Consider the following 25,048-nt stretch of genomic DNA (forward strand, 5'->3'; position numbering starts at 1 on the left):
GCGATGCGTTCAGGAAACCGGTACTTTCTGCGCCCGATACGCGCTGGGCGAGCAACCCGTCAGGCGATTGAAAAACCGGGCGAAATAGGCTGGATCTTTAAATCCCAGCTGCCAGGCAATCTCGCTGACCGCGCTGTCGGAAAACAGCAGCAGGCGCCTGGCCTCGCGCAGCTGCCGGTCGAAGATCAGCCGTTTCGGCGAGCGGTTGGCGAAGCGGCGGCAGATGTCCGTCAGGCGGGATTCGGTCAGGTGCAACTCGCTGGCGTATTCCGGTACCGTCCAGTGCTGGTGATAGTGGGTGTCGATCAGCTGGGTAAAGCGCTGGAACAGCTTCAGCTCGCCGCGCATCCCGCTGGCCGCGTGGTCGTCGAGCTTCGCGTTGCGCAGCAGCAGGGTAAATACCGCCTGCGCCAGCAGGACCAGCGTATGCTCACGGCCCGGCAGCTGCGCCGTGGATTCCCGGGCAATCAGCTGCCAGTAGTGCTTCAGCGCCGCCAGTTCGTCAGGCTTGTCGGCAAGCGACAGACAGATCCCCGGCAGGCCGAACGCTTCCCGCGTGCCGGGGTAGAGCACCTCCAGCAGCGGCCAGATGAGATCCTCGCGCACCGTCAGCACGTGCCCGTCGCTGTCGGATTCGGTGATAAATGCGTGCGGCACCGACGGCGGCGTCAGCACAAACAGCGGCGCCTGCACCGAATAGCGGTGGTCGTCGAGCTGGAGTTCAATCTGTCCGGTGTCGAGAAAGTGCATCTGAAAGTACTGGTCGTGACGGTGCGCCTGCATGTCGCGGCCAAAAAAGGCCGCCATGCGGGCGAAAGACTGATAGTGCACGTCGTCGGTACCCAGACTTTCGTCGTACTCCTTGCTGATATCAATGTTGGCGATAGGGCTCTGGCACATGATCGTTCCTCTGTTGAACCCGCTGCGTCATCGGGATGCGCGTCAGCACCAGCGCGCCGACCACCAGCAGACCCGCCACGAACCACAGCCCGGAGCTGAAGCTGCCGGTCGCGTCGCGCAGGATCCCAATCAGCAGCGGGCTGACGGCGGATCCGACGTTACCGATGGCGTTGATCACCGCCAGCGCCACCGCGCGTGACTGCAGGCTAATAACCTGGTCCGGCGTGGTCCAGAATATCGCCATGGCGGTAAACGATCCGGTTGAGGCCATGATGATGCCAAGCAGCTGGATCAGGCTGTGATCGGTCGCGGAGGCCAGCATCCATCCCGCCGCTGCAAACAGGTACGGCAGGATGGTGTGCTTTTTTCGCTCTTTCAGCCTGTCGGAGCGGCGACTCCACCAGATCATCCCGAGGATGGTACAAAACTGCGGGATCGCCGCCAGCAGGCCAATCACGATATTGCTGCTGCCGGTGTTGAAGCTTTGCAGGATCTGCGGCGTCCAGATGTTGATCGCGCTCAGCGTATTGGTCAGACAGAAGTAGGCCAGCGTGTAGAGCAGCACGGCGGGCGTAAGCACCTCACGAAGCGTCGAGCGCGGCGTGACGGATTGGGCGATGGCGACCTCCTGCTCGCGCGCGATCATCGTTTTCAGCGCCTGCTTTTCGTCTTCATCCAGCCAGGTGGCCTGATCCGGCGTGTCGTTGAGGTAAAACCAGGTCACCACGCCGAGCACCACCGACGGCAACCCCTCCAGCAGAAACAGCCACTGCCAGCCCTTCAGGTTCCACAGCCCGTCCATCGCCAGAATATACCCGGAGAGGATCGAGCCAAGCATCATGGTCACCGGCATGGCGATCATAAACAGCGCGTTGGCGCGGGCGCGGTGATAGGCCGGGAACCACCAGGTGAGATAGACCAAAATCCCCGGCAGGAAACCGGCTTCCGCAATGCCCACCAGCATGCGCAGGACGTAAAGCGTTTCGGGGCTGGTGGCGAACATGGTGCAGGTGGAGGCGATGCCCCACACCACCATGATCCCGGCGATCCAGCGGCGTGCGCCGACCTTCGCCAGCATGATGTTGCTGGGGATCCCGCACAGCACGTAGGTGACGTAAAACAGGGTCGCGGCCAGGCCAAACATGGTCGACGTGAGGCCCAGATCTTTGCCCATCGTCAGTCCGGCAAAGCCGATGTTGATGCGATCGAGAAACGAGAAAACAAACAGGATAAAGAGAAACACGATCAAACGACGGAACAGCTTATTCATTGCGCGATGTTCTACATCTTTATTATGCAGGGTTGAGGTCGTCATGTTGCGCTCCACATCGTACGTTTAGTAGACGGATTTATTGTTATCAACTGCTGTGGTGACGTCGGTAAAGCGGGCCGCCAGCGCTTCGGCGCTGCGGGCGAGCAGGGTGGTATCCACACCGACCGCCACAAACAATGCGCCGAGGCCGAGATAGCGTTTCGCCAGCTGTTCATTCGCCATCAGGATGCCGGGCGCTTTGCCCGCGCTGAGGATCTGCGCGATCGCCTGTTCGATGGCGGCCTGCACCTCCGGGTGCTGCGGATTGCCGGCAAAGCCCATGTCGGCGCTCAGATCCGCCGGTCCGATAAACACGCCGTCGACGCCTTCCACGTCCAGGATCTGCGGCAGGTTTTTCAGCGCCTCGCGGGTTTCGATCTGCACCAGCACGCACATGGCGTCGTTAGCCTGATGCAGGTAATCCGGGATGCGGTTCCAGCGCGAGGCGCGCGCCAGGGCGCTGCCGACGCCGCGGATGCCCGCAGGCGGGTAGCGGGTGGCGCTTACCGCCAGCCGCGCCTCGTCAGCGTTTTGCACCATCGGCACCAGCAGGGTTTGCGCGCCTATGTCCAGCAGCTGCTTGATCTGCACCGGATCGTTCCACGACGGGCGCACCACCGGCTGGCTGGGATAAGGGGCGATAGCCTGGAGCTGAGTCAGGACGGTCTGCACGCTGTTCGGCGCGTGCTCGCCGTCGATCAGCAGCCAGTCAAAACCGGCCCCGGCCAGCAGCTCTGCGCTGTAGCTGCTGGTCAGCCCCAGCCATAAACCGATTTGCGGGCGGCCCGCCTTCAGCGCCGCTTTGAATGCGTTTTGCATGGTCGCCTCCTTATACAAAGCGACAGCTGATGGAACCCATGTTGCCGTAGTCAACATGGAAGGTGTCGCCTCTGCTGGCGGCAACCGGACGGGTAAACGAGCCGCCGAGGATGATTTGTCCGGGCTCAAGCTGCACGTCGTACGGCGCGAGCTTGTTCGCCAGCCACGCCACGCCGTTCGCCGGGTGGTTAAGCACGCCCGCGGCGACGCCGGTCTCTTCGATCACGCCGTTGCGGTAGAGCAGGGCGGAGATCCAACGCAGATCCAGCGCGTCGGGCTTAATCGGACGACCGCCGAGGATCACCCCGGCGTTGGCGGCGTTATCGGAGATGGTGTCGAACACCTTGCGCGGGCGCTGGGTCTCCGGGTCAACGTTGTGGCAGCGGGCGTCGATCAGCTCCAGGGCGGGAATGACGTAATCCGTGGCGTTGTAGACGTCGAAGATCGTGCAGTTCGGGCCGCGCAGCGGTTTTGCCAGCACGAAGGCCAGCTCCACTTCGATACGCGGGACGATAAAGCGATCGACGGGGATGTCGCTACCGTCATGGAAGAACATGTCGTCCAGCAGCGCGCCGTAGTCCGGCTCGCTAATCTGCGAGCTGGCCTGCATCGCTTTTGAGGTGAGGCCAATCTTGTGGCCTTTCAGCACGCGGCCTTCGGCAATTTTCAGGCTCACCCATTGGCGCTGTACGGCGTAGGCGTCTTCGATGGTGATCTCCGGGTACTCCAGCGAGATCGCGCGGATCTGCTCCCGGGACTGTTCCGCCTGATGCAGGCGGTGGGCGATCAGGGTATGGGTGTGTTTGTCGAGCATGGCGATATCCTGTTTTTGCCGGGTGGCGCGTAGCGATCCCGGCCTACGTTCGGGGCTGTTGTAGGCCCGGTAAGCGCAGCGCCACCGGGCGAGCAGACGGCTACTTAAACAACGCGTGCACGTTGTTTTGTTTGTAGTTGAGCGTCGGATCGAGTTCTTCCATGGCGAACGACAGCGCCAGATAGCGCTCCGCCATCAGCTCCGCGAAGTGGGTTTTGATCAGCGCAAACAGCATCTCCCCCACGGCTTCCCGGCTCTCCAGGCTTCGCCCGGCGCCGATCTTCAGCGTCATATGCACAAAGGCGTAATCATGCTTACCGTCCGCCATCTGCCAGGTGTCCAGCCAGTGGGCGCGGCTGCGGATGCCGCCGAGCGGGAAGATCCCCGTGGCGGCCAGCGCCTCGTTCACTTTGGCGAACAGCCCCGGCAGGTCGGCCTGCGCGCGGATGTTGTCGGTACATTCAGCAATAAAGTGCGGCATAACGACTCCTTATGCGGGCAGCGGGAAAACGGCGTTGACCTGGCCGGTGCCGGAGCTGGCGAACAGCTCGGTGAGAAACTCCACCTTGCCGTCATAGCGGTCCCAGCCGAGCATCCCCAATAGCATCACCGTGTCGTGCATGTTGCCCTCGCCGTAGCAGTAGTCGGCGTACTCCGGCAGCATGCTGCAAAACTCTTTAAACTGGCCTTCGCGCCACAGCTTGACCACCCGCTCGTCCATCTGACGGTCGAACTCGCGGGTGTAGCTGTTCATCCCTTCTTCCGCACGCTGGTCGTCGATAAAGCGGTGCGACAGCGAGCCGCTGGCGAGCACCGCCACGGTGCCGTCGTACTTTTCGATGGCGCTGACGATGGCCTCGCCCAGCCTGCGGCTGTCGGCGAAATCGTGAACCGTGCAGAACGCCGAGATGGAGATCACTTTGAAGTGCTTATCCGCGTTCATGTAGCGCATCGGCACCAGCGTGCCGTACTCCAGCTTGAGGCTCGGGATGTTGTGCGCCTTGGCGCGCACGCCGAGCTTCACCGCTTCGTCGGCGATCAGCTGCCCGAGCTCCGGGTTGCCGTCGTAGTCGTAGGTCATGTCGCGGATAAAGTGAGGCAGCTCGTTGCTGGTGTAGACGCCTGAAAAATGATCCGCACAGTTGATGTGGTACGCGCTGTTTACCAGCCAGTGGGTGTCGAACACGATGATGGTGTCCACGCCCAGCTCGCGGCAGCGCTTGCCGATCTCTTTATGCCCGTCGATGGCCGACTGGCGGCAGCCGTGGTTTTTCCCCGGCAGCTCGGAAAGGTACATCGACGGCACGTGGGTGATTTTTGCCGCTAACGCTAGCTTGCCCATTGTCAGATCCCCCATTTTGGAATCGGATGGTCGCCCATGGAGATGCAGACGTTCTTCATCTCCGCGAACACTTCAAAGCTGTACTCGCCGCCCTCGCGCCCGGTGCCGGAGGCCTTCACGCCGCCAAACGGCTGGCGCAGGTCGCGCACGTTCTGGGTGTTGACGAACACCATGCCCGCTTCAATGCTGCGCGCCAGACGGAGCACCTTGCTGACGTCCTGGGTCCAGATGTATGACGCCAGGCCGTACTCCACGTCGTTGGCCAGCCGCAGCCCTTCCGCTTCGTCCTTAAACGGCAGCAGGCAGGCCACCGGCCCGAAGATCTCCTCCTGCGCCACGCGCATGCGGTTGTCGACGTCCGCCAGCACCGTCGGGCGCAGGAAGTTGCCGCCTTTCAGGTGTGCAGGCAGATCGACCGGTTTGTCCGGGCCGCCCGCCAGCAGGGTGGCGCCTTCCTCGATGCCGAGGCGGATATAGCCGGAGACTTTCTCCCAGTGCTGCTGGCTGATGAGCGCGCCAATCTGGGTGTTCGGATCGGTCGGATCGCCCACGCGCAGGCGATTGGCGCGTTCGGCGAAGCGCTTGACGAACTCCGGGTAGATGCTCTGCTGGATGAAGATGCGCGAGCCCGCAGTGCAGCGCTCGCCGTTGATGGAGAAGATGGTGAACAGGGCGGCGTCCAGCGCGCGCTCGATGTCCGCATCTTCAAAAATCAGCACCGGGGATTTGCCGCCCAGCTCCATGGAATATTTCTTCAGCCCGGCGTTTTTCATGATGTTGCGCCCGGTGGCGGTGCCGCCTGTGAAGGAGACGGCGCGCACGTCGTGGTGGCGCACCAGCGCGTCGCCTGCCGTCGCCCCGTAGCCCTGCACCACGTTCAGCACGCCCGCCGGAATGCCCGCCTCCAGCGCCAGCTCGCCCAGACGGTCGGCGGTCAGCGGCGAGAGTTCAGACATCTTCAGCACCGCGGTGTTGCCCAGCGCCAGGCACGGCGCGACCTTCCAGGTGGCGGTCATAAACGGCACGTTCCACGGCGACACCAGCGCGCAGACGCCCACCGGCTGCACCAGCGTGTAGTTGAGCATTTTGTCGTCAACCGGGTAGGTTTTGCCGTTCATCTGCTGGCACACCTCGGCGAAGAACTCGAAGTTGTGCGAGGCGCGCGGGATGAGCACATTTTTGGTCTGGTGGATCGGCAGGCCGGTGTCGGCGGTTTCCATGGCGGCGATCTCGGGCACGTTCTGGTCGATCAGATCCCCCAGGCGACGCATCAGGCGCGCGCGCTCCTTCATCGGCAGGTTGGCCCATTTCGGGAACGCCTCTTTAGCGGCGGCAACGGCCTGATGAATTTCCGCTTCACCGCCGGAGGCGACTTCCGCTAATACCTCGCCGGAGGCCGGGTTAGTGGTATGGAAGTACTCGCTTCCGGCGACGTTTTTACCGTTGATCCAGTGGTTAATCTTTTTCATTTTGCAGTCTCCTCGCTGACAATCCGGTTCACCAGGCGGCCCACGCCTTCCACTTCCACCACTACTTCATCGTCCGGCACCACGTCGGACAGCCCCTTCGGCGTGCCGGTGGCGATCATGTCGCCCGGCTGTAGGGTCATAAAATCGCTCAGATACGCAATCAGGTAAGGAATGCTGAAAATGAGATCGGCGGTGGTGCCTTCCTGACGCAGTTCGCCGTTGACGAAGGTGCGCAGGGTTAAGTTATGCGGATCAGGAATGGCTTCTTTCGGCACGATGTTCGGGCTGATGGGGGTTAATCCGTCGCGGCTTTTGACCCGCAGGTTCGGGCGGTAGTAATTTTCCAGGTAGTCGCGGATGGCGTAGTCGTTGCAGACCGTGTAGCCCGCGACATACTCCATCGCCTCGGCTTCGCTCACCTTACGCGCGGTTTTACCGATGACCACCACCAGCTCCGCCTCGTAGTGCATGTATTCGATATTGTTCGGGCGCACCGAGGTCTGGTTGTCGCCATTGAAGGTGTTCGGCGCTTTGATAAACACCAGCGGCTCGGTGGGCGGCTTGAAGTCCAGCTCGCTGGCATGATCGGCGTAGTTAAGACCGAGGGCGAACAGCGTGGCGTGTTCAGGCTTGCGGTGGGAAAGGGCAACGTCGCGCTCGTTCACCACCGGGTTTTCCAGCGGCGGGAAACCTTCCGCCAGAACCCGCACGCGATCGCCCGGGCGGATCTTCACGCGGCTTTGCGGCGTGCCGAGCAGGATCGCATCACCGGGATTGAGGGTGGCGAATTCGCTCAGGGCGCTCAGCAGTTCGGCGGCGCTGCGCTGCAGATCGGCGGTGTTCCAGTGGTCCGCTTCGCGGCCGTTGATCTCGGTGATGATGGTCAGGTTGTCGACGTTATCAACGGCGGCCAGCTCGCCAAGCGGGCAAAAGCCGTCCCGGCATTTGGCCTTAATGGCCGGGCGGTAGAAGCTCTCTTCCGGCAGGCTCACCTCGTTGGCCAGCGCGTACCCGGCGATGTAGGCCGCGGCGTCTTCTACGCGCACCCTGCTGGCGGTTTTACCCACAACCAGCGCCACCGTCGCGCCGCTTAACACCGTTTCCCCTTGCGGGAAAGGAATGGGCTCGCCCGCGCGAATCACCGTGTTGTGCGGTTTGATAAACCACACCGGCGTTTTTGGCGGCGTGTTGTAAGGGGCTTTTTCAAACGCCTCAGCCCAGGCTTCTTGCTGACTCTGGTGGTTCAGCGCGACGGCAAATACGGTACCTTTCATTCACCTACTCCTCACCCCGACGGTCCGGGTTATGATTTCATTAATATGTTAATGATCTGTTTTTATGCTTTTGCTGTTTATTTCGCAATCAGAAGTGAAGAATTTGTGATATGAATAACAATAAATTTACATTATGGATTTTAATCCTATGTAAATCAGTGGATTAATAAAAACGAATGGTTTCTGTTAGACTTTCTGGCAGGAAACGTGTTGTTTATAAAAACATCTTTTATGATTCGTTTACTTGTTAATGATGTGAAGGGGAGAGGCTATGCATGATTCATTAACCATCGCGCTTTTGCAGGCGCGGGAAGCGGCGATGTCGTACTTCCGTCCGATTGTGAAGCGGCATAACCTCACCGAGCAGCAGTGGCGCATCGTGCGCGTGCTGGCTGAACATCCGTCGATGGATTTTCACGATCTGGCGTTTCGCACCTGTATTCTGCGCCCGAGCCTGACCGGCATTCTGACGCGCATGGAGCGCGACGGCCTGGTGCTGCGCTTAAAGCCGGTGAACGACCAGCGCAAGCTGTACGTGTCGCTGACCAAAGAGGGAAATGCGCTGTACGAGCACGCCCAGGCGCAGGTGGAAGAGGCGTATCAGCAGATTGAGGCGGAATACACGCCGGAGAAGATGAAGCAGCTGACGGCGCTGCTGGAAGAGTTTATTGAACTCGGAAACCGGCATAACGCAGCGCGGGAAGAAGAGTAAAAACCACAAATTCCAGGATGATTTTCGTAAAGTTTTCCCTTTCCAGGCCGAAAATTCTGTATCTGTCTGAGGAAAGAGAAAACATGTTAAACCGTATCAAGATTGTCACCAGCTTAATGCTGGTTTTAGCGATATTTGGCCTTTTACAACTCACATCCGGTGGTCTTTTCTTTAATGCTCTGAAGAATGACAAAGAGAATTTCACCGTCCTGCAAACCATTCGTCAGCAACAATCCACCCTTAACGGGAGCTGGGTTGCGCTGCTGCAAACCCGTAATACCCTGAACCGCGCGGGCATCCGCTACATGATGGATCAGAACAATATCGGCAGCGGCGCGACCGTTAACGATCTGATGCAGATTGCGTCTGCCTCGCTGAAACAGGCGGAAAAAAACTGGGCTGACTATGAAGCCCTGCCGCGCGACCCGCGTCAGAGCGACGCCGCTGCGCTGGAAATAAAACGTAACTACGATATCTACCACGGTGCGCTGGCTGAGCTAATTCAGCTGCTGGGGGCGGGCCAAATCAACGCCTTCTTCGACCAGCCGACCCAGAGCTACCAGGATGGATTCGAGAAGCAGTACGTGAGCTACCTGCAGCAGAACGACAAGCTGTACCAGATGGCGGTTGAAGACAGCAACAGCTCTTACACTCAGGCTATCTGGGTGCTGATCAGCGTGCTGGTTGCCGTGCTGGTGGTGATCGTGGCCGTCTGGCTGGGTATCAAGCAGGCGCTGATCTCTCCGCTGACGCGTCTCATTGACAATATCCGCCACATCGCCAGCGGCGACCTGGTGAAGCGCATCGACGTGGAAGGCTCTAACGAGATGGGCGAACTGGCCGACTCGCTGCGTCATATGCAGGGCGAACTGGTGCGTACCGTGGGCGACGTGCGTAACGGCGCGAACGCTATCTATAGCGGCGCGAGCGAAATCGCGATGGGCAATAACGACCTCTCTTCCCGTACTGAACAGCAGGCCGCTTCACTGGAAGAGACCGCTGCCAGCATGGAGCAGCTGACGGCGACCGTTAAGCAGAACGCCGAGAACGCCCGTCAGGCGAGCCACCTGGCGCTAAGCGCGTCTGAAACCGCGCAGAAGGGTGGCAAGGTGGTGGACAACGTGGTGCAAACCATGCGCGACATCGCGGGCAGTTCGCAGAAAATTGCCGATATCATCAGCGTGATCGACGGCATTGCCTTCCAGACCAACATCCTGGCGCTGAATGCGGCGGTAGAAGCGGCGCGTGCGGGCGAACAGGGCCGTGGATTTGCGGTGGTGGCAGGGGAAGTGCGTAACCTGGCCCAGCGCAGCGCTCAGGCAGCACGTGAGATCAAGAGCCTGATTGAAGACTCCGTGGGACGCGTGGAAGTGGGTTCAACGCTGGTGGAAAGCGCCGGTGAAACCATGGGTGAGATCGTGAACGCGGTGACCCGCGTGACCGATATCATGGGCGAGATTGCCTCTGCGTCCGACGAGCAGAGCCGCGGTATCGACCAGGTGGGCCTGGCGGTGGCAGAGATGGACCGCGTGACCCAGCAGAACGCCTCGCTGGTGGAAGAGTCAGCCGCAGCGGCGGCGGCGCTGGAAGAGCAGGCGAGCCGTCTGACGCAGGCCGTGGCCGTGTTCCGCATTCAACAGGAGCAGATGAAGGCGCGCGAGTTCGCTGCCGCGAAAAGCGTTGCCGCGCCGGTGATGTCGCGTAAAGTCGCGACGGCGGACGCGGGCGATAACTGGGAAACGTTCTGATCCAGCGCGTTGTGCCGGGTGGCGGCTACGCCTTACCCGGCCAACGGAAGCTTGTTGTAGGCCCGGTAAGCGAAGCGCCACCGGGCGATATCAAAGCGGCAGGCGCATGGCGCAGCGGGAGTCATACGCTAAACCGTGCGCCGTCTCTTCTTCGCGTTTTTCACGCAATTCAGGCGTCAGCCTCGTCATCATTTCAAACCCCAGCCGCGCATAGAAGGGCGCATTCCACGGCACGTCCCGGAACGTCGTCAACGTCAGCGATCTCAGCCCCATTTGGCGGGCATGGTCAGCCGCACAGGCGATGAGCTGCCGACCGATCCCTTTTCCCTGCCAGGCCAGATCGACCGAGAGCTCCACAATAAACAGCGACGAAGGGTGCGCTTCAGTGAGAATAAACCCCACGGGACTGTCGTTCGCCTGCGCAAGCCAGCTTAGCCCCCGTTCGGCATAGTCGAGATGCTGTTCAGCGGAAATGACCTCGCCATCGGCAAGCCAGGCGAGGTCGGGGTAGTCACGAAAACGCTCGCCCGCCGCGCGCTCAATGGCGGGCAGGGCGGCAACGTCGTCGGAATGTGTGGGCCGAACGGTGAGGTTAAGGGTGACCATTAGCCTGCGCGACTCACGATTTTAATTTCAACCATGCCGATCCCGAGCTGGCGCGGTGAATGGCCGAGAATATTTCCTTCATTGGTGGACTGCGGGTCTGGCGGCACAATCACCAGGGTACTGCTGCGCGATGGATTCTCAAAATGCAGGGTGTGAGTGCTTACGTCATTTCCAAGCGTAAGCGTCTGCTCTTGATCGCCCACGCGCACCGGTACGGGTTTATTCGCGTTAGGCCCGTACGCCCTGGCCGTGATCACCAGATCAAATTGTTCTGGCAGCGGATGGGTGTACTCAATTTTCACCTCGTTGCCCAGCTGCGCGTTTGACCAGCGTCCCCACGACTCCGGACGGGAGATGCCGCTAAACTGCTTCACCTCTTCGGGCGCGCCGGCCACGTTAAAGATAAAGCTGTCCGCTTTATAGCGGATGTCGTTGTCGACGATTTTCAGCATGTCGATGTTGTGCTGATAGCGAGCCGTATCAATCACCGTATCTTTAAAGGCGGTTTTGCCTTTCCACTGGGCTTTGTCGACATGCTGCACGGTTTGCTCCCCGCCAAGCTGGCCCTGAGAGACGCACCAGTCCGTAGAGAGCGCCAGCGGCTGCGACCAGAGCTGACCCATTTTGTAACACCGGTCAATCCAGACGAAGTTATCGCGAGGGGCGAAATCGGCCAGCTGGAAGCGCAGCGGCGCGGAATACTCGCTTTCCGGCAGCGGTTCGACGCGACTATCCGACACGCGCACCAGCAGCGGCAGGCGGAAATTGCTGCCGGAGAAGGCAACGGTGTTTTTATCCCGATCGACGGTGAAGTCTTTCATCTCTTTCGGGAAATTCCACAGGCGGATGATGTCGGGCTTCCAGGCGAGGATTTTCTCCTTCATGTTGAGGAACACTTCCGACAGGGATTGCCCCGACAGCGTGCTGCGTCCAAGGCCAATAAAGTTGTCGCCCCCCAGAATGTCCAGCACGGTTGCGCCGTTATCCATGGAGTTGCGTTTGGTGGCGATTAACTCCTGCTGTGGCTGGTCGCCGCGCAGCACGAAGAACAGGTTGCTGCGATCCTGCTTGCTGAGCTGGTCCCACGCGCTGTTTTTCATTGCCAGATGGTCAGACGATACGACGATGACGGTGTTTTTAAACCAGGGTGAGGCTTTGATTTTCTCGACCAGCGCGGCGATGTGCTCCTGGCTACAGGTCACCGCACTGAAAGACTTGTTGTTTTTGCCGTCCACGTCATAGCTTTTTCGCTTACAGGTGCGCGAGACGAACCCGTCCGGATGGTGCGTATCTACCGTCAGCGCAAAGAGAGAAAAACGCTTCCCGGCGCGGGAAAGTTCCTCGAATTTCTTCCAGGTTTCGTCCAGCACCGTATCGTCATAGAAGCCCCAGTCGTTGCGGTAGGTGGGATCGGCAACCGTCGTTTTTAACTCTTCTGAGCCATACAGGTGGTCAAAACCGTGGGATTTCAGGAACACATCTTTTCCGGCAAAGCGCAGGTTTGCTCCCTGCATAAAGTAGTTTTCATAGCCGGAGTTTTTCAGTATATCGCCCAGGCAAATATTCTGCGGGAAGAACGTCGACATCGAGGCGGAGGCGTTGCCTTCAAAAGGTGCGAACAGCGGGATACCGCACTGGGAGGCCACCATCCCGGCGATAGTGTAATCCGTGCCGGGTAACTGCACGGTGTGGCTGAAATCGAGACCTTCGTTTTTCAGCGCGCCCAGTTCCGGCGTGAGGTTCGGAAACGCATCGTTATCAAAGTAGGTGCGCTCCAGGCTTTCACCGTAGATGTAGACCAGATTGAGCTTCGGGTTGGCGATCGTTTTCGACGGCTCTTTATAGTAGGCCACGAAGTCCGGATCGCCGTCGCGCGACTGGGATTTTACAAGCTCGGTGATCTGATGAAACGCGGGGCTGGCGTCGACGGAGGCCAGCGCCAGGAAAAGCGCCAGCAGGCTGTAGCCATGATGGTGAGGAAGATGGCGACGGCGGCGCAGCACCCAGGCGAGCGCGCCGAAAATCGTCACCAGCGCCACGATCAGTCCCAGCCCCGGAAGGATATATTTACCTACTCCCGCGCCCGTCAGGCTGTTCGTCAGGGTGTAGAGTACAGCATCGTTAATGCCGTCGCCGGTGAAGTAATCGCTGGCGTATAAGGTAATGTTTAAAACGATAAAAATGCCGAGCACCACCAGCGTGGCGATAAACCACCAGGTGTTACGGCCGGCTTTCCAGGCATAAACGCCGACGGAAGCCAGAAAAAGGATAAGAGAGATGAATTCTGACAACAGCATATCCTCATGACGCCAGGTGCTTCGCTGGCTAACTGTTTATTTTTGGTAAGACAATGTAATGGCGATGTCGTTTAGCTGCAATTTTAGTGTCACGAAAGTGTGCTGTTGTTAGGATTTGGTTTATAAAATCGTTTTTATGAGGATGGTCGCATCCTGATAAACGGACGCTGAGACGGTGGCAGGTAGGTAAAACGCTCGTTTAACGCCGCGATGCAAGCCTATCGCATTAAACGCGGCGTGTTGTGGCAGAAAATGGGGCGGATCAGGAGATGAAATTAACGCCTTGTTTCAGCACCAGATCGCAGGCTTTGGTTTTCACCTGTTTTGCCAGGGCGGAGTTGCCGAGGGTGCTCAGATTCAGCTGTTGGCCGTTTTGCGCGTTAAGCAGGCCCTGAATGCCGTCCATATAGCTGGTGTCCGCTTTTTGCTCCTGCGTGTCGAGACCCAGTTTACCCAGCACCTGGTTTTTCACGTTTTGCGCGTCGGTCACCGAGGCCAGCTTTTGCTTAGCGCAATATTCCAGAATCCCCGCCGCGTTGTTCATCGTGCCCGCGCTCAGGCTCTGGGAACTGTTGCTCAGCAGGCTGGTGAGAGAAGAGGCCGAGAGCCCGCCCTGGGCGCTGCTGCTCTCTTTGGTCAGCTCATTCGCGGCGCTTGACAGGGACTCCTGCCACGAAGCCGCTTGTGCTGCGCCGGTAACCAGCAGCGCGCCTAAAAAGGTGCTGATAAGAATCTGTTTTTTCATAATGGCTTTCTCAAAAAGGTCCGTTTTGGGCCGGAAGGGGTTCCAGTATATACCTGCGCCCTGCTGGCGATTCCTGGAACTGTCTTAATACTCTTTGCCGGTGACGCGGCTGCGGTAACTGTCCCAGTCGAAAATGACATACAGACTGTTGCCCAGCTTCATGCGGTCCATGACGCGTTCGCCCAGTAAGCGGGTCATCTCGTCAATGTTGTGGTTCGTCAGCATCCCGGTGGGACGTTTTGACGAAGAGCGGCGATCGACTATCTGGTTAATGATGACCTTTTCATAACGGGATTCGGTCTGAACGCCAATCTCGTCGATGACCAGTAGATCGACATTGCTCAGATCGTTAAGAAGCTGCTCTTCGCTGGTTTCACGGTTGCTGAAGGTGTCTTTCATGGCGGACATGATATCGGCCACGGTGATAATGAGGACCGATTTACCGCGCAGAAGCAGTTCGTTGCAGATGGCGGCCGCGAGGTGGTTTTTACCTGTGCCCGGCTTGCCGCTAAAAATGAAGCTGGCGATATTGCCGTCAAATTCATCCACGTACTGACGCGCGGCGGCGAGCGCGTTCATCTGCCCGCTGGTCTCAATTTTATAGTTATCAAACGAGCAGTTCTGATGCAGGGGACGAATACCGGAGCGGTTAAAGGTGCGCTGCATTTTCATTGCCCGGTTTTCGCGGGCGAGCGCGGCGGCACGAATTTTACCTTGCTCCTTTTGCCACGCCAGCAGCTCTTCACCCGTGGTGAAGGCGGGCTTCACGTTGGCTGGCATCATCTTTTGGAGACGTTTCATCAGGTCGCCGACGTTCTTCATTTCGCACCTCGGAATCCACTCGGGATCTGTTTATCCGGTTCTGAAAACGTGTTGATATCGCGCTTAGGCTGGCTATTGTTACTGGCGCGGGTAATTTGAAGATGACGCGCGAGCTTTTGCTGCCACTGAATGTGGGTGAACACTTTGCCTTCCGCCTGCCACCAGGCGATAAACGCGGCGAGCTCTTCCGCGGTGGCTGGCTGAGTTAACGCAATGCCCCACAATGCTGCCTGCCGCTGAAAATCTGCGTCAGGCTGCCAGCCCGCGTACAGGACAAATTTGCCCATCGGAACGGTTAGCGGGGTATTAACCGGTTCTTCAAAAAACTGGTTATCCAGCGTGACGTCGCTTGCCGGACGTGACATCTGCGCTTCGATCTCCAGAAGCTGCGCCAGACGTTCCGGCGTGATTGCGTAAAACGCCGGCGCGTTGTCGGCAAAAACCGCAACCGTGCCGCCTTCGGCGTGGATCAACACACCGCGTGGGTCGCGCATAAAGGCATCAATGCCAGCAATGCTGGTGGTCAGAATTCTGGAGGACATAACGCTTACTCAACTGATTACTACGGGCGTGATATGGGCTTATGGTAGCACAGAGAGGGGAGGGGATGGAGGGGATTTCCCCGGTGGCGCTGCGCTTACCGGGGCTACAGTCGTAGGCCTGAAAAGCGCAGCGCCATCAGGCAGTTATCACGCGATGATATTCAGCGTCACGTCGATGTTGCCGCGGGTCGCGTTAGAGTACGGGCAAACGATATGCGCCGCATCGACCAGCTTTTTGGCTTCCGCAGGATCCATACCTTCAACGTGGATATTCAGTTTTGCTTCGATACCAAAACCGGTCGGCAGCGGGCCGATACCCACTTCGCCTTCAATAAACGCCTCTTTTGGCAGGGTAAATTTGTCGCGAGCCGCCACAAACTTCATCGCGCCCAGGAAGCAGGCAGAGTAACCCGCAGCAAACAGCTGCTCAGGGTTCGTGACTTCTCCACCCATACCGCCCATCTCTTTGGGCACGCCCAGTTTAACGTCCAGAACGCCATCGGAAGAGGTCGCGCGGCCGTCACGGCCCCCGGTTGCTTTTGCTTTGGCGGTATAAACAACTTTTTCTAAAGACATGGCAGGTTCCTCATCTTACTTTTGTATGTGCTATTAAATAGCGTGCGATGTATATGGGTGAATTAAAACGCGTAAAGTATAGCCTTACGCGCGTTGAATCTGTTGTCGCAAAAGTTCCAGCTGCTGCTTGAGCGCCAGCATGGTGTCGGTATCACACTGTGCGGCGCACCCCACCGCGTGTGGGATACCCAGTGCCTGCTGCTGAAGTTCACGTCCGGCTTCAGTCAGCGTGACGGCGACCTGACGTTCATCTTTACGCGAACGGTGGCGGTTGATTAGCCCTGCGCTTTCCAGACGCTTCAGAAGCGGCGTCAGCGTTGCGGAGTCAAGGAACAGCCGTTCACCGATGTCCGACACCGTCACGTCATCCTGCTCCCACAGCACCAGCATCACCAGATATTGCGGGTAAGTCAGGTTTAGCGGCGCCAGCAGTTGCCGGTACAGCTTATTAAGCGCCAGATTTGCCGAGTAGAGGGCAAAACAGAGCTGGTTATCCAGCAGGAGCGCAGCGGTCGTGTCGTTCGTTTTTGCGTTCATGAAATGAATATAGATTGTGCACGATTTAATTGCAAGCAATTTTAGGGGCAAGTATAACGCAGCGCCACCTGAACGGCCATTTTACGGTAGTGCTGGCGCTGGGCCTGCTCGTCTGCACCCTCTTCAAACAGCAGGGTGAAGGTGTAGCTGTTGGCAACGTAGTGAAAGCTGAAGCTGCTGATCAGACGGTGAAGGTCGCGGGCGTCAACCGTCTGGCTGAAAAGCTGTTTTTCTTTGCCCCGGCGCAGGATGCCTTCCAGCAGGTCGAGCGCGCTGCGGTTGACCTGCCGCAGATAGTTTGACTGCTGCATAAAACGGCCGCGCTGCATGTTTTCCATGCAGATAATGCGGATGTAATCCGGGTGGTCGGCATGATAGTCAAAGGTGGCTTCAACCAGATGGACCAGCGCTTCGACGGGAGGCATATCCGCCAGGCTAAGCGCCTTTTCACTAGCGCGAATTTGGGTGTAAACGTACTCCAGGACGAGCAGGTAGAGATTTTCTTTGTTTTTAAAATGGTAAACGACCATGCGTTTGGTGGTACCTGCTTTCTCCGCGATCTGCTCCATGCGGGCGCCGTTCAGTCCAAATTCGGCAAACAGCGCGATAGCGCTCTGAAAAATTTTCTCTTTCAGGCTCGATTCTTCACTGTGATCGGGGTGTTCGCTGCCAGAGTTAGCCACATCCTTTCCTTATTTTTACCAAACGGACCAGAAAGATTATCTCCACGGCAGCGAAATAACACAAATATCAAACGCGCGGGCGTTTGCGGTAGAGCCATAGCCCGGGTATTGACAGCCCGATAGAGAGCGCACCGACGATGGAGGACGCCTTAAGAAAGTTGCTAAGGAGAAGGATCATCTGCGGCTCGGTGTAGCCAAAATGGCTGATTTTCACCGCGGAAATCATCGCCGTATAGGCAGATATGCCGGGGAACATCGGGATAACGGCGGCGACGGTGAACACTTTCGGATGCGCCAGATACCAGCGCGACCACTGAATACCAATGCTGCCGACCAGCATAGAGGCGATAAACGTCGACCATTCGATGTTAAAGCCCGCCGTCATCATCACCATTCGCGAGCCGTGGCCAATTGCGCCCAGCAGCGCACACCACGGCAGAGCGCGTTGCGGAACGTTAAATACCATCGCAAAGCCGACGGCAGGAATGGCCGCCAGGGCCATGTCCTGTGCCAGCGCCAGCAGAAAATCTATCACGCCCATCCTCGTAACCCCCACAGCGTCATCGCCATCACCACGCCGATGCAGGTCGCCAGCGTCAGCAGGCTGGCGATAGCCCAGCGTGCCAGCCCGGTATTGATGTGCCCTTTAAACATGTCGGCAACGGCGTTAATCAGCGGGAAGCCCGGCACCAGCAGAAGCACGCTGGCGGCCATCGCAATCGTCGGGGTAGCGGCAAACTGCGGCAGGCGCAGCAGCAGGCCAGACACCGTAGTGGCAACAAACGCGGCAATGCAGAAGTTAATTTGCGGGTGCAGCTGCCGGTGCGTCAGCAGCTGGCGCACGTACATGGCGATGCTGCTGGCGAAAAAGGTGACGATCGCGCCGTCCCAGCCACCTTTATTGAGCTTACAAAAACAGGCGCATGACAGCCCCACCATGAGCACGACCAGCCAGCGTGGATAACGTAATGGCTTGATTTGGTTAAAACGTTTTTCAATCTCCTTGAGATCGAGAAGCTTATGCTCAGCCAGGATGACGATGTGCTGGACCTCGGTTACAACGTGCATATTAATGCCGCGGTCGTGGTTTTTACGGGTGGACGTAAGACACTGCCCGTCTTTAATGGTGGTCAGCACAATGGCGTTGGACGAGATAGCGCTCTCAACGCTGTCCATCCCCAGCGCCAGCCCCAGCCGGGTTGAGAGCTCCTCGACCAGCGCGCTTTCCGCGCCGTGCTGGAGCAGAAAAAGACCGCACTGAATACAGAGCCGCGTGATAGCACGCTGCGTTGACCGATCTGCCTGCATGTATTATCCCGAAGATAAGGTGAATAGTTGCCGGTTGGCCCGTAATGCCTACTTTTAGCACAAAGTGCAGTGGCTCTTGCTGTGGGTCAGATCAAGGTTTATGCAAACAGTTACCCCCCTCGTCACGACGACTTACAGGATTAATTTATTAATACGATGAATTAGTAATTTGAAATAATAAAATATTTGTATTTAGAAATTCTAATTTTATTTTGTTGTTATTTTAATGTCTGCACAATTAAATTGATTTGCGCTTTGTGAGATATTAGCGCTGTTTTAGGCATTTCCTAAACTAAGAACATATCTCATCTTCTGCTTGTATTAATCTTTTTATACTCAGGGAAGAAAATATTTATACCTTGGTGTGTTTTACATGACGCACCGAAGGAAAATGGACACGGAGGGTCTATGTTGTCGTTGCCTGGTAAGCATGGCGTTGTCATTAGCCGGATACCCGTCATGCAGAATGGGTTAGGGGACGTGATGGCACGTCATTTCCCCGATTTTGAATTGACCTACTGCCGCTCACTGCAGGAGTTAACCCTGCTTCAGTTGCGCCGCGCAGATGTGATTATCGCCGACGTTTCAGGCGAATACAGGAACCCACGGGGTACGCTCGAAGAGTATTACCGCTTACTGAACCAGTACCGGGAAATCCACTGGATCTTTTTGGTCTCCCGGCCGTTTTACCCTATTGCCGTTGAGCTGCTTATGCGGCCGGAAAGCACGCTGCTTTCTGATATGGAACCTATCGAAGGTGTCGTTAACGCTATCCGGGCAGGGAGTGAACGCGCAGAACGGATAAGCCAGACGTTATTAACCCCAGAACCTGAGGAAAGTGAGGATGACGACGAACACTTTATTGCGCTCACGCACTCAGAACGTAAGGTGCTTCGCCTGTTAGGCAAAGGGTGGGGGATTAACCAAATCGCTACGTTGCTTAAAAAGAGCAATAAAACGATCAGTGCGCAGAAAAACAGTGCGATGCGAAGGCTCTCATTGCGGAGTAATGCCGATATGTACGCCTGGATCAACAGTACACAGGGAATGAGAGAGCTGAGTTTAATGTCAGCCTATGGAGAGTTCGAGGAATGGAAAAAACCGATTCAACAAGACATATCGCCATCATCGAAAATTGCTCGATGAGTGCGGTCGGGCTGCAGCATCTTTTTACGCAGCCTGAACTCAGCCAATATCAACTGCACCTGTTTAATGATTTTGATGGCTTTAAGAAAGCACTGCAACACGTGAATTTTTTCTCGCTGATCTATTCGCTTTCCGATGCGCGAGAAGAACGACGTAACTGCCTGGCGCATCTGCGGGATCTCGCGTTTACGCATAGCCATATTCAGCGCATTATCCTGGTCTCGGATGAGATGGAGGCGAGATTGATTAGCCATCTTTCGCCTTCACGTCTTCACGGTGTGGTCAGTAAATCGGTGACCCTTGAACACCTGCTGAAGGAGTTAGTGGTATTGTTGAGCGAAACGCTGCGCATTAATGACAATATGCTTAACCACTGGTACTGCAGTCAGAACCGGATGTTAAGCCCAACGGAAAGAGCAATTTTACGTTATATGTCATGCGGATATTCCATTCCCGAAATCGCGGCGCAGCTTGAACGCAATATCAAGACTATTCGCGCGCATAAGTTTAATGCGATGGTGAAGCTAGGGGTGAATTCTGACGTAGGATTGCTTGATGCAGCGGATATTCTTACCCATCTTCCGGTTAGAGAACCGAGAACTGTGGGGCTAAGCAAACCGACATTTTTGTAACCTGTACCTTTTGCGCGCCAGATATGCCCTGGCGCGTCATTCAGATGCACACATCAACCCACTTTGCTGAAGTCAGCTCTGCCATTCTGTCCGGAGAAATACGTACGGCACTATGGATAGCGCCAGCGGCGGGGAGCACTTCAGCGTATTGTTTTAAAGAGATATCGCAGTAAACCGCAAGTGGGTTTTCAAGCCCAAACGGGCAGACGCCACCAACGGGATGACCCGTCACGGTAACCACTTCATCACTGCTGAGCATGCGTGCTTTCGCGCCAAACGTGTCTTTCAGTTTTTTGTTATCCAGACGCGCATCACCCTTCGCCACCACCAGAATCACCTCATTTTTAACCTTCAACGATAGGGTTTTGGCGATTTGTCCCGGCTCTACACGGTGGGCGGCAGCAGCCAGCGCAACGGTAGCCGTACTCTGGCTAAGTTCTATTACCTCTATTTCCGGCGCGTTGTCGGCAAAAAACTGCTGTACGGACTGCAAACTCATTGTTTCCTCCTGACAAATATCCTGCGTAATCTGTCATAAGAATTTATGCTCTGTAAATATCTCTTAAGTAACAAATATCCAGGATGGCTGATTTCTGGATCCTCTTCACAATCACAGAAACCGGTTACAGTAACCGGTTGCAGAGCATGATGCGTAGATTAATACTGAGTATGTAACGTCCTCTGTATCCAATAATAAGAGCCAATTATGAAACCATTTCGTCTGAGCAGTACCGCTGGTACGCAAGCCAGCAAGGTTGTGAAGCTGATTTATGGACCAACGTGCGGCGCGAGCGCGCCTGTAATAAACGTCTGACAGGAGATCAATCATGTCTGCCAACCATGCTGCGTTTAATCTGATATTCCGTTTCGTTGAAAATTACGTGAGCCCGATTGCCGGGCGGATCTCGTCCCAGCGTCATGTCATGGCTATCCGTGATGGGTTCATCTCTGCGATGCCGTTCATGATTGTGGGTTCATTTTTATTAGTGTTTGCTTACCCGCCGTTTTCGCCTGATACCACCTGGGGTTTCGCGCGCGCCTGGCTGGATATGGCGAAGCAGTTTGAAGGCCAGATCCTGACGCCGTTTGATATGACCATGGGCATTATGTCCATTTATATCTGCGCGGCCATCGCCTATAACCTTGGCAAACATTATGTCAAAACGCACCAGCTGGATCCGTTCATGTGCGCCATGCTGTCGCTGATGGCGTTTCTGCTGGTTGCCGCCCCGAAAACCAAAGGCACGCTTCCCGTCGACAGCCTGGGTGGAACGGGTATTTTTACCGCCATTCTGGTGGCGATTTACTGCGTTGAAATGATGCGTTTCCTGAAGGCGCATAACATCGGTATTCGCCTGCCGGACCAGGTGCCGCCGATGATCAAAAACTCCTTTGATCTGCTGATCCCGGTGCTGGTGGTGGTGTTAACGCTTTATCCGCTGAGCCTGGTGATTCAGTCTCAGTTTGACATGCTGATCCCGCAGGCAATTATGTCCATCTTCAAGCCCCTTGTTTCCGCGGCGGATTCACTGCCCGCGATCCTGCTGGCGGTGTTGATTGGCCACCTGCTGTGGTTCGCCGGGATCCACGGGGCGGCTATTGTCTCCGGGATGCTGCAGATGTTCTGGCTGACTAACCTCGGAGCGAACCAGACCGCGCTGGCTGCCGGCCATCCTCTGCCACATATTTTTATGGAAGCCTTCTGGACGTTCTTCATCGTGATTGGCGGGTCGGGTGCGACGATGGGTCTGGTGATTTGCTATCTGCGCAGCCGTTCAGCGCATTTACGCTCTATTGGCCGATTGAGCGTGGTGCCCAGCTTCTTCAACATCAATGAACCCGTTATCTTCGGTACGCCGATTGTAATGAACCCGGTGTTCTTTATTCCGTTCCTGCTAGCCCCGATGGTTAACGCCGTGCTGGCCTGGGCGGCGATGACGTTTGATCTGATTGGTCGTGTTATTTCAGTCGTCCCCTGGACGGCACCGGCGCCGATAGGCGCAGCATGGGCTCTGGGCTGGGATTTCCGCGCGGCTATCCTGGTTGTGGTTCTGGCCTGCGTGTCGGCAATCATCTACTACCCGTTCTTCAAAGTGTACGAGAAGCAGCTGCTGGAGCAGGAAGCGGAAGAAGCACAGCGTAATGGGGAAGAGGACAATCAGCAGGTGGCTTAAAGACGTTGTGCCGGGTGGTGGCTGCGCCTTACCCGGCCTACGAGTCGAGGTTTTTGTAGGCCCGGTAAGCGAAGCGTCACCGGGCAATTCACTGCACTACTTCAGCGTGCAATCCCCGCACTGCTTAACGTCCGGCAGGCGATAGCGCTGGCAGCAGGTACGGCGTACCAGAAGCCCGTCACGGAGCACAACGGTACGGAATAACGGATTATCGCGACCATCGGAAAGCTGTTTGGCAAAGAAGCAGGACTGGCGCAGGGCCTCCACTTTCTCATCGCCAAGCAGCGGCTTCATTTCTGTTAAATACCAGTGAATTAAATACCCGGTATTACTCCAGATAAGCTTCCCGTTGATCTCGCCCGTTGCTTCAAGTGCCTCAACCACTGGGATCAGGGCCTGGATGACAAGCTGTTCCAGACGTTCCTGAGCAGAGAACTGCTCTGCGCCGCGATCTTCGTGCAGATCAATCCAGAAGCAGGCTGCTCGGCCAGTTTCGTGGAACTCGACGTGAAAATGATCCGGGGAGAGCGCCAGCATGCTCTTTTGGGTTAATACCGCCAGCATGAGCGGGGGAACCATCAGCCCGATATACCACTGTGCCCATAGGGAAAGCAGAGGTTTATTTTCCCGCGTTAGGCTCGGCTGATTGCGATAGATATGGTCGGAATAGGTTGCAAGCAGCGACTGCAGCGTAGAGGGCTGCTGCCACTCAGCGAGCGTCATGGCGTGGTGCGGGGGCGCTTCATCAAGCCTGATAAAGTCCAGCAGGTGGGCGCGCGTCTTAGCAATCTTGTCCCGTATGGCATCCGCAAGCGACGCATTCCCGCTGGTGAGGGGCGCTCGCCAGAGGAGTGGTTCAACGATGTGTGCGGTATGCGTAGCCATAGTTGAGATAGAAATCTAAATGATAATGATTGCCAATCCTAACTATTGCTCATACCAATGGCAAGACTTTTGTCCTGATTAACCGAAGACGTGCTTAAGCGGTTTGTAGCTCTTCACTCAGCAGAATGTTATTGCGACCTAAATGCTTTGCTTCATAGAGGGCTCTGTCCGCTCTCTCCAGAGCGCTTTCCGCGTCCTCGTTTTCGAAAATGGCAATACCGATGCTGATGGTGACATTGGTGGCGACGCTTTCGTTGAACAGATGGGGGATTTTCAAATCATAGACTTTTTGACGGATCCGCTCTGCCGTATGGCGGGCGTGTTCAAGTGAAATATTCGTCAGCAGCACCATGAACTCTTCCCCACCGAAACGCGCCACAATATCGCGCGAACGGACGGCATCACGAATTGCCGCAGAGACGCGCTTCAGCGCCTGGTCACCCATCATATGGCCATAATGGTCGTTATAGGCTTTGAAGTGGTCGATATCCATCAAAAGAACAAAATGTTCGCCGTTTTCTACCGCCGGCAGGTTCTCCAGACGGCTCTGCAGGCCGCGACGATTATAGAGCCCGGTTAGCGGGTCCATCATACTGAGATCGGTCAGAGTTTCCCGTTCTTCCAGCAGGCGAGAGAGCAGCTCCTGGGCGAAGCGATCGTTGCGCCGTTGCAAAATGTTATGAATAGCAATAGCCACCACAGGAAGTGCGAAAGAATAGGACATTCTTAGCCATATATCCTGGTCACTTAACCACAGGCAGACAATAAAGGCGGGGAGCGAGTGCAGCGTAAATGCTTTGATATTACTGGCGAAGGCCAGTGTTCCGATAAAAAGCACCGTGAGTAAAGCTATTATCAAATACATCGCCTGGTCATGGGTAATTAGCGAAAATTTCGAATCTATTTGCCAGGCCCACAAAATACCAAAGATTGCTGAAACGGCAGGAATATTTATCTTCCGCGCGCGCTTTTTCCAGTGCCAGATGAACAGGCCAGTACTGATCGCGAAAATAGCAATCAGAGGGGCAGAAAACACGCGTACAGAATAGAGCGGGTTTGTTACCGAGAACACGGCTGACGTTGCGTTCAGAAATAAAAATAAACGTAACGATAATTGATATTTTCTTTGAACCAAAGACCGCCAGGATTGTGATGTCATAGTCGTGCGTTTTTATTAAAACTTAATTAAAACAGATGAATAGGTGTGGTTTCGCACTTAATTATGCAAAAAACTCAAAGCGTAATTATAAGAAAAAGTTTATGTGTAGTTAACAGGTGAGCAATTTATCACCTTAGGAAATTTCTGTCATTCTACATAAGGAGAAAGGGCGATTTTTTTTGCTTCACTGCGCTGACAAATGATAATTTTTATCATATGATATTGTTTATCATTATCGTTATGAAAGGGCGATGTATGTTGAACAGGGCGCTGGGAAGTGCATGGGGAGTATTGCTGCCGGGCGTAATCCTTGGCGGTTTGATGTTTGCCGATCTCTCCATCGAAAGCTGGAAGGCCATCATTGTGTCAGGGCTGCTGATGACGTCAGGCATGATCTGGCATAAGCACCTTCGCCATTATGTGTTACTGCCATCATGCGTCGCATTAGTCAGCGCAATACTGGTGATAATGATGAGTTTGAAATAACAGGGAAAATAAGAGGTATTACAGAAGGGAGATAAGATAATTGGTGCGAGGGGGGGGACT

27 protein-coding genes are annotated in these 25,048 nt (G+C 56.2%); 6 read left to right on the forward strand and 21 right to left on the reverse strand.

What is annotated here, in order from left to right; genetic code table 11:
* Window positions 1–9: 9 nt before the first annotated feature.
* The 8 genes from hpaA to hpaG form a co-directional block, all read right to left on the reverse strand.
* On the reverse strand, window positions 10–900 hold the full coding sequence (hpaA, locus tag IM295_RS09630) for a 4-hydroxyphenylacetate catabolism regulatory protein HpaA (RefSeq protein ID WP_047363639.1): 891 nt from the start codon (window positions 898–900) through the stop codon (window positions 10–12).
* A complete protein-coding gene (gene hpaX / locus IM295_RS09635) occupies window positions 872–2,215 on the reverse strand; it encodes a 4-hydroxyphenylacetate permease (RefSeq protein ID WP_193066610.1) in 1,344 nt (447 codons plus the stop codon). The genes hpaA and hpaX overlap by 29 nt, the downstream gene beginning before the upstream one ends.
* 21 nt (window positions 2,216–2,236) lie before the next feature.
* Window positions 2,237–3,031 carry a 4-hydroxy-2-oxoheptanedioate aldolase gene (hpaI, locus tag IM295_RS09640; protein ID WP_059354706.1) on the reverse strand — a complete coding sequence of 265 codons (795 nt, stop codon included), beginning with the start codon at window positions 3,029–3,031 and terminating at the stop codon, window positions 2,237–2,239.
* A gap of 10 nt (window positions 3,032–3,041) precedes the next feature.
* Window positions 3,042–3,845 (reverse strand): 2-oxo-hept-4-ene-1,7-dioate hydratase, encoded by an 804-nt coding sequence (gene hpaH, locus IM295_RS09645; protein ID WP_193066611.1) that lies wholly within the window; start codon window positions 3,843–3,845, stop codon window positions 3,042–3,044.
* Between the two features lie 100 nt (window positions 3,846–3,945).
* Window positions 3,946–4,326: a 5-carboxymethyl-2-hydroxymuconate Delta-isomerase gene (locus tag IM295_RS09650; RefSeq protein ID WP_063438163.1), complete on the reverse strand. Its 381-nt coding sequence runs from the start codon at window positions 4,324–4,326 to the stop codon at window positions 3,946–3,948.
* A 9-nt stretch (window positions 4,327–4,335) separates the two neighbouring features.
* Window positions 4,336–5,187, reverse strand: a complete 852-nt coding sequence (gene hpaD / locus IM295_RS09655) for a 3,4-dihydroxyphenylacetate 2,3-dioxygenase (protein ID WP_059357834.1) — start codon at window positions 5,185–5,187, stop codon at window positions 4,336–4,338.
* 2 nt (window positions 5,188–5,189) lie between these two features.
* Window positions 5,190–6,656, reverse strand: a complete 1,467-nt coding sequence (gene hpaE / locus IM295_RS09660) for a 5-carboxymethyl-2-hydroxymuconate semialdehyde dehydrogenase (RefSeq protein WP_045631049.1) — start codon at window positions 6,654–6,656, stop codon at window positions 5,190–5,192.
* On the reverse strand, window positions 6,653–7,930 hold the full coding sequence (gene hpaG, locus IM295_RS09665) for a 4-hydroxyphenylacetate degradation bifunctional isomerase/decarboxylase (RefSeq protein WP_193066612.1): 1,278 nt from the start codon (window positions 7,928–7,930) through the stop codon (window positions 6,653–6,655). Before hpaG ends, hpaE begins: the two co-directional genes overlap by 4 nt.
* 271 nt (window positions 7,931–8,201) lie before the next feature.
* Between hpaG and hpaR the strand changes: the two genes are divergently transcribed.
* Window positions 8,202–8,642 (forward strand): homoprotocatechuate degradation operon regulator HpaR, encoded by a 441-nt coding sequence (hpaR, locus tag IM295_RS09670; RefSeq protein WP_023334396.1) that lies wholly within the window; start codon window positions 8,202–8,204, stop codon window positions 8,640–8,642.
* Between the two features lie 83 nt (window positions 8,643–8,725).
* Window positions 8,726–10,390, forward strand: a complete 1,665-nt coding sequence (tsr, locus tag IM295_RS09675; RefSeq protein ID WP_193066613.1) for a methyl-accepting chemotaxis protein — start codon at window positions 8,726–8,728, stop codon at window positions 10,388–10,390.
* Window positions 10,391–10,480: 90 nt separating this feature from the next.
* On the opposite strand, the gene IM295_RS09680 is transcribed toward tsr, so the two are convergent.
* The 10 genes from IM295_RS09680 to IM295_RS09725 form a co-directional block, all read right to left on the reverse strand.
* Complete coding sequence (locus IM295_RS09680; RefSeq protein WP_193066614.1) at window positions 10,481–10,996, reverse strand: GNAT family N-acetyltransferase; 516 nt, start codon at window positions 10,994–10,996, stop codon at window positions 10,481–10,483.
* Window positions 10,996–13,287 carry a phosphatidylglycerol--membrane-oligosaccharide glycerophosphotransferase gene (gene opgB / locus IM295_RS09685; protein ID WP_193066615.1) on the reverse strand — a complete coding sequence of 764 codons (2,292 nt, stop codon included), beginning with the start codon at window positions 13,285–13,287 and terminating at the stop codon, window positions 10,996–10,998. Before opgB ends, IM295_RS09680 begins: the two co-directional genes overlap by 1 nt.
* Before the next feature lie 268 nt (window positions 13,288–13,555).
* Window positions 13,556–14,038 (reverse strand): DUF2501 domain-containing protein, encoded by a 483-nt coding sequence (locus IM295_RS09690; RefSeq protein ID WP_048959799.1) that lies wholly within the window; start codon window positions 14,036–14,038, stop codon window positions 13,556–13,558.
* An 84-nt stretch (window positions 14,039–14,122) separates the two neighbouring features.
* A complete protein-coding gene (dnaC, locus tag IM295_RS09695) occupies window positions 14,123–14,860 on the reverse strand; it encodes a DNA replication protein DnaC (protein ID WP_028015417.1) in 738 nt (245 codons plus the stop codon).
* Window positions 14,857–15,402 (reverse strand): primosomal protein DnaT, encoded by a 546-nt coding sequence (gene dnaT, locus IM295_RS09700; RefSeq protein ID WP_193066616.1) that lies wholly within the window; start codon window positions 15,400–15,402, stop codon window positions 14,857–14,859. Before dnaT ends, dnaC begins: the two co-directional genes overlap by 4 nt.
* A gap of 147 nt (window positions 15,403–15,549) precedes the next feature.
* Window positions 15,550–15,978, reverse strand: coding sequence for an organic hydroperoxide resistance protein (locus IM295_RS09705; RefSeq protein WP_013095463.1), 429 nt, complete (start codon window positions 15,976–15,978; stop codon window positions 15,550–15,552).
* A gap of 84 nt (window positions 15,979–16,062) precedes the next feature.
* On the reverse strand, window positions 16,063–16,515 hold the full coding sequence (locus IM295_RS09710; protein WP_028015419.1) for a MarR family winged helix-turn-helix transcriptional regulator: 453 nt from the start codon (window positions 16,513–16,515) through the stop codon (window positions 16,063–16,065).
* A gap of 41 nt (window positions 16,516–16,556) precedes the next feature.
* On the reverse strand, window positions 16,557–17,198 hold the full coding sequence (locus tag IM295_RS09715; RefSeq protein WP_028015420.1) for a TetR family transcriptional regulator: 642 nt from the start codon (window positions 17,196–17,198) through the stop codon (window positions 16,557–16,559).
* 67 nt (window positions 17,199–17,265) lie between these two features.
* Window positions 17,266–17,739 carry a threonine/serine exporter gene (locus IM295_RS09720; RefSeq protein WP_041911301.1) on the reverse strand — a complete coding sequence of 158 codons (474 nt, stop codon included), beginning with the start codon at window positions 17,737–17,739 and terminating at the stop codon, window positions 17,266–17,268.
* On the reverse strand, window positions 17,730–18,506 hold the full coding sequence (locus IM295_RS09725) for a threonine/serine exporter ThrE family protein (protein WP_193066617.1): 777 nt from the start codon (window positions 18,504–18,506) through the stop codon (window positions 17,730–17,732). The genes IM295_RS09720 and IM295_RS09725 overlap by 10 nt, the downstream gene beginning before the upstream one ends.
* A gap of 408 nt (window positions 18,507–18,914) precedes the next feature.
* Here IM295_RS09725 and IM295_RS09730 point away from each other — a divergent pair, with 408 nt between their 5' ends.
* Window positions 18,915–19,652 (forward strand): LuxR C-terminal-related transcriptional regulator, encoded by a 738-nt coding sequence (locus tag IM295_RS09730; RefSeq protein ID WP_041911300.1) that lies wholly within the window; start codon window positions 18,915–18,917, stop codon window positions 19,650–19,652.
* Window positions 19,649–20,284, forward strand: a complete 636-nt coding sequence (bglJ, locus tag IM295_RS09735; RefSeq protein ID WP_041911299.1) for a DNA-binding transcriptional activator BglJ — start codon at window positions 19,649–19,651, stop codon at window positions 20,282–20,284. Before IM295_RS09730 ends, bglJ begins: the two co-directional genes overlap by 4 nt.
* A gap of 40 nt (window positions 20,285–20,324) precedes the next feature.
* On the opposite strand, the gene IM295_RS09740 is transcribed toward bglJ, so the two are convergent.
* Window positions 20,325–20,783: a YbaK/EbsC family protein gene (locus tag IM295_RS09740; protein WP_023331967.1), complete on the reverse strand. Its 459-nt coding sequence runs from the start codon at window positions 20,781–20,783 to the stop codon at window positions 20,325–20,327.
* A gap of 328 nt (window positions 20,784–21,111) precedes the next feature.
* Here IM295_RS09740 and IM295_RS09745 point away from each other — a divergent pair, with 328 nt between their 5' ends.
* Window positions 21,112–22,458, forward strand: a complete 1,347-nt coding sequence (locus IM295_RS09745; RefSeq protein ID WP_028015425.1) for a PTS sugar transporter subunit IIC — start codon at window positions 21,112–21,114, stop codon at window positions 22,456–22,458.
* Between the two features lie 96 nt (window positions 22,459–22,554).
* Here the strand turns inward: IM295_RS09745 and fhuF are convergent, their stop codons facing one another.
* Window positions 22,555–23,343, reverse strand: a complete 789-nt coding sequence (gene fhuF / locus IM295_RS09750; protein ID WP_059357840.1) for a siderophore-iron reductase FhuF — start codon at window positions 23,341–23,343, stop codon at window positions 22,555–22,557.
* 94 nt (window positions 23,344–23,437) lie between these two features.
* A complete protein-coding gene (locus IM295_RS09755; protein ID WP_193066618.1) occupies window positions 23,438–24,502 on the reverse strand; it encodes a GGDEF domain-containing protein in 1,065 nt (354 codons plus the stop codon).
* A 216-nt stretch (window positions 24,503–24,718) separates the two neighbouring features.
* Here IM295_RS09755 and IM295_RS09760 point away from each other — a divergent pair, with 216 nt between their 5' ends.
* Entirely contained in the window at window positions 24,719–24,988 is a 270-nt protein-coding gene (locus IM295_RS09760) for a DUF1435 domain-containing protein (RefSeq protein WP_032644970.1), read from the forward strand.
* The last annotated feature ends 60 nt before the right edge of the window (window positions 24,989–25,048 follow it).

The organism is Enterobacter cloacae complex sp. P14RS (genome assembly GCF_014895895.1).
GTDB classification, from domain to species: Bacteria; Pseudomonadota; Gammaproteobacteria; order Enterobacterales; family Enterobacteriaceae; genus Enterobacter; species Enterobacter bugandensis.

Excerpts from the sequence above, each read along its gene's own strand:
- hpaG (WP_193066612.1), bottom strand. The coding sequence starts at position 7,930 with ATGAAAGGTACCGTATTTGCCGTCGCGCTGAACCACCAGAGTCAGCAA.
- IM295_RS09710 (WP_028015419.1), bottom strand. The coding sequence starts at position 16,515 with ATGAACGCAAAAACGAACGACACGACCGCTGCGCTCCTGCTGGATAAC.
- hpaE (WP_045631049.1), bottom strand. The coding sequence starts at position 6,656 with ATGAAAAAGATTAACCACTGGATCAACGGTAAAAACGTCGCCGGAAGC.
- hpaD (WP_059357834.1), bottom strand. The coding sequence starts at position 5,187 with ATGGGCAAGCTAGCGTTAGCGGCAAAAATCACCCACGTGCCGTCGATG.
- hpaX (WP_193066610.1), bottom strand. The coding sequence starts at position 2,215 with ATGACGACCTCAACCCTGCATAATAAAGATGTAGAACATCGCGCAATG.
- IM295_RS09740 (WP_023331967.1), bottom strand. The coding sequence starts at position 20,783 with ATGAGTTTGCAGTCCGTACAGCAGTTTTTTGCCGACAACGCGCCGGAA.
- fhuF (WP_059357840.1), bottom strand. The coding sequence starts at position 23,343 with ATGGCTACGCATACCGCACACATCGTTGAACCACTCCTCTGGCGAGCG.
- IM295_RS09650 (WP_063438163.1), bottom strand. The coding sequence starts at position 4,326 with ATGCCGCACTTTATTGCTGAATGTACCGACAACATCCGCGCGCAGGCC.
- IM295_RS09690 (WP_048959799.1), bottom strand. The coding sequence starts at position 14,038 with ATGAAAAAACAGATTCTTATCAGCACCTTTTTAGGCGCGCTGCTGGTT.
- hpaI (WP_059354706.1), bottom strand. The coding sequence starts at position 3,031 with ATGCAAAACGCATTCAAAGCGGCGCTGAAGGCGGGCCGCCCGCAAATC.
- hpaA (WP_047363639.1), bottom strand. The coding sequence starts at position 900 with ATGTGCCAGAGCCCTATCGCCAACATTGATATCAGCAAGGAGTACGAC.
- IM295_RS09680 (WP_193066614.1), bottom strand. The coding sequence starts at position 10,996 with ATGGTCACCCTTAACCTCACCGTTCGGCCCACACATTCCGACGACGTT.
- dnaC (WP_028015417.1), bottom strand. The coding sequence starts at position 14,860 with ATGAAGAACGTCGGCGACCTGATGAAACGTCTCCAAAAGATGATGCCA.
- IM295_RS09720 (WP_041911301.1), bottom strand. The coding sequence starts at position 17,739 with ATGGGCGTGATAGATTTTCTGCTGGCGCTGGCACAGGACATGGCCCTG.
- hpaH (WP_193066611.1), bottom strand. The coding sequence starts at position 3,845 with ATGCTCGACAAACACACCCATACCCTGATCGCCCACCGCCTGCATCAG.
- IM295_RS09760 (WP_032644970.1), top strand. The coding sequence starts at position 24,719 with ATGATATTGTTTATCATTATCGTTATGAAAGGGCGATGTATGTTGAAC.
- IM295_RS09725 (WP_193066617.1), bottom strand. The coding sequence starts at position 18,506 with ATGCAGGCAGATCGGTCAACGCAGCGTGCTATCACGCGGCTCTGTATT.
- hpaR (WP_023334396.1), top strand. The coding sequence starts at position 8,202 with ATGCATGATTCATTAACCATCGCGCTTTTGCAGGCGCGGGAAGCGGCG.
- IM295_RS09705 (WP_013095463.1), bottom strand. The coding sequence starts at position 15,978 with ATGTCTTTAGAAAAAGTTGTTTATACCGCCAAAGCAAAAGCAACCGGG.
- IM295_RS09745 (WP_028015425.1), top strand. The coding sequence starts at position 21,112 with ATGTCTGCCAACCATGCTGCGTTTAATCTGATATTCCGTTTCGTTGAA.
- IM295_RS09755 (WP_193066618.1), bottom strand. The coding sequence starts at position 24,502 with ATGACATCACAATCCTGGCGGTCTTTGGTTCAAAGAAAATATCAATTA.
- dnaT (WP_193066616.1), bottom strand. The coding sequence starts at position 15,402 with ATGTCCTCCAGAATTCTGACCACCAGCATTGCTGGCATTGATGCCTTT.
- tsr (WP_193066613.1), top strand. The coding sequence starts at position 8,726 with ATGTTAAACCGTATCAAGATTGTCACCAGCTTAATGCTGGTTTTAGCG.
- IM295_RS09730 (WP_041911300.1), top strand. The coding sequence starts at position 18,915 with ATGTTGTCGTTGCCTGGTAAGCATGGCGTTGTCATTAGCCGGATACCC.
- bglJ (WP_041911299.1), top strand. The coding sequence starts at position 19,649 with ATGAGTGCGGTCGGGCTGCAGCATCTTTTTACGCAGCCTGAACTCAGC.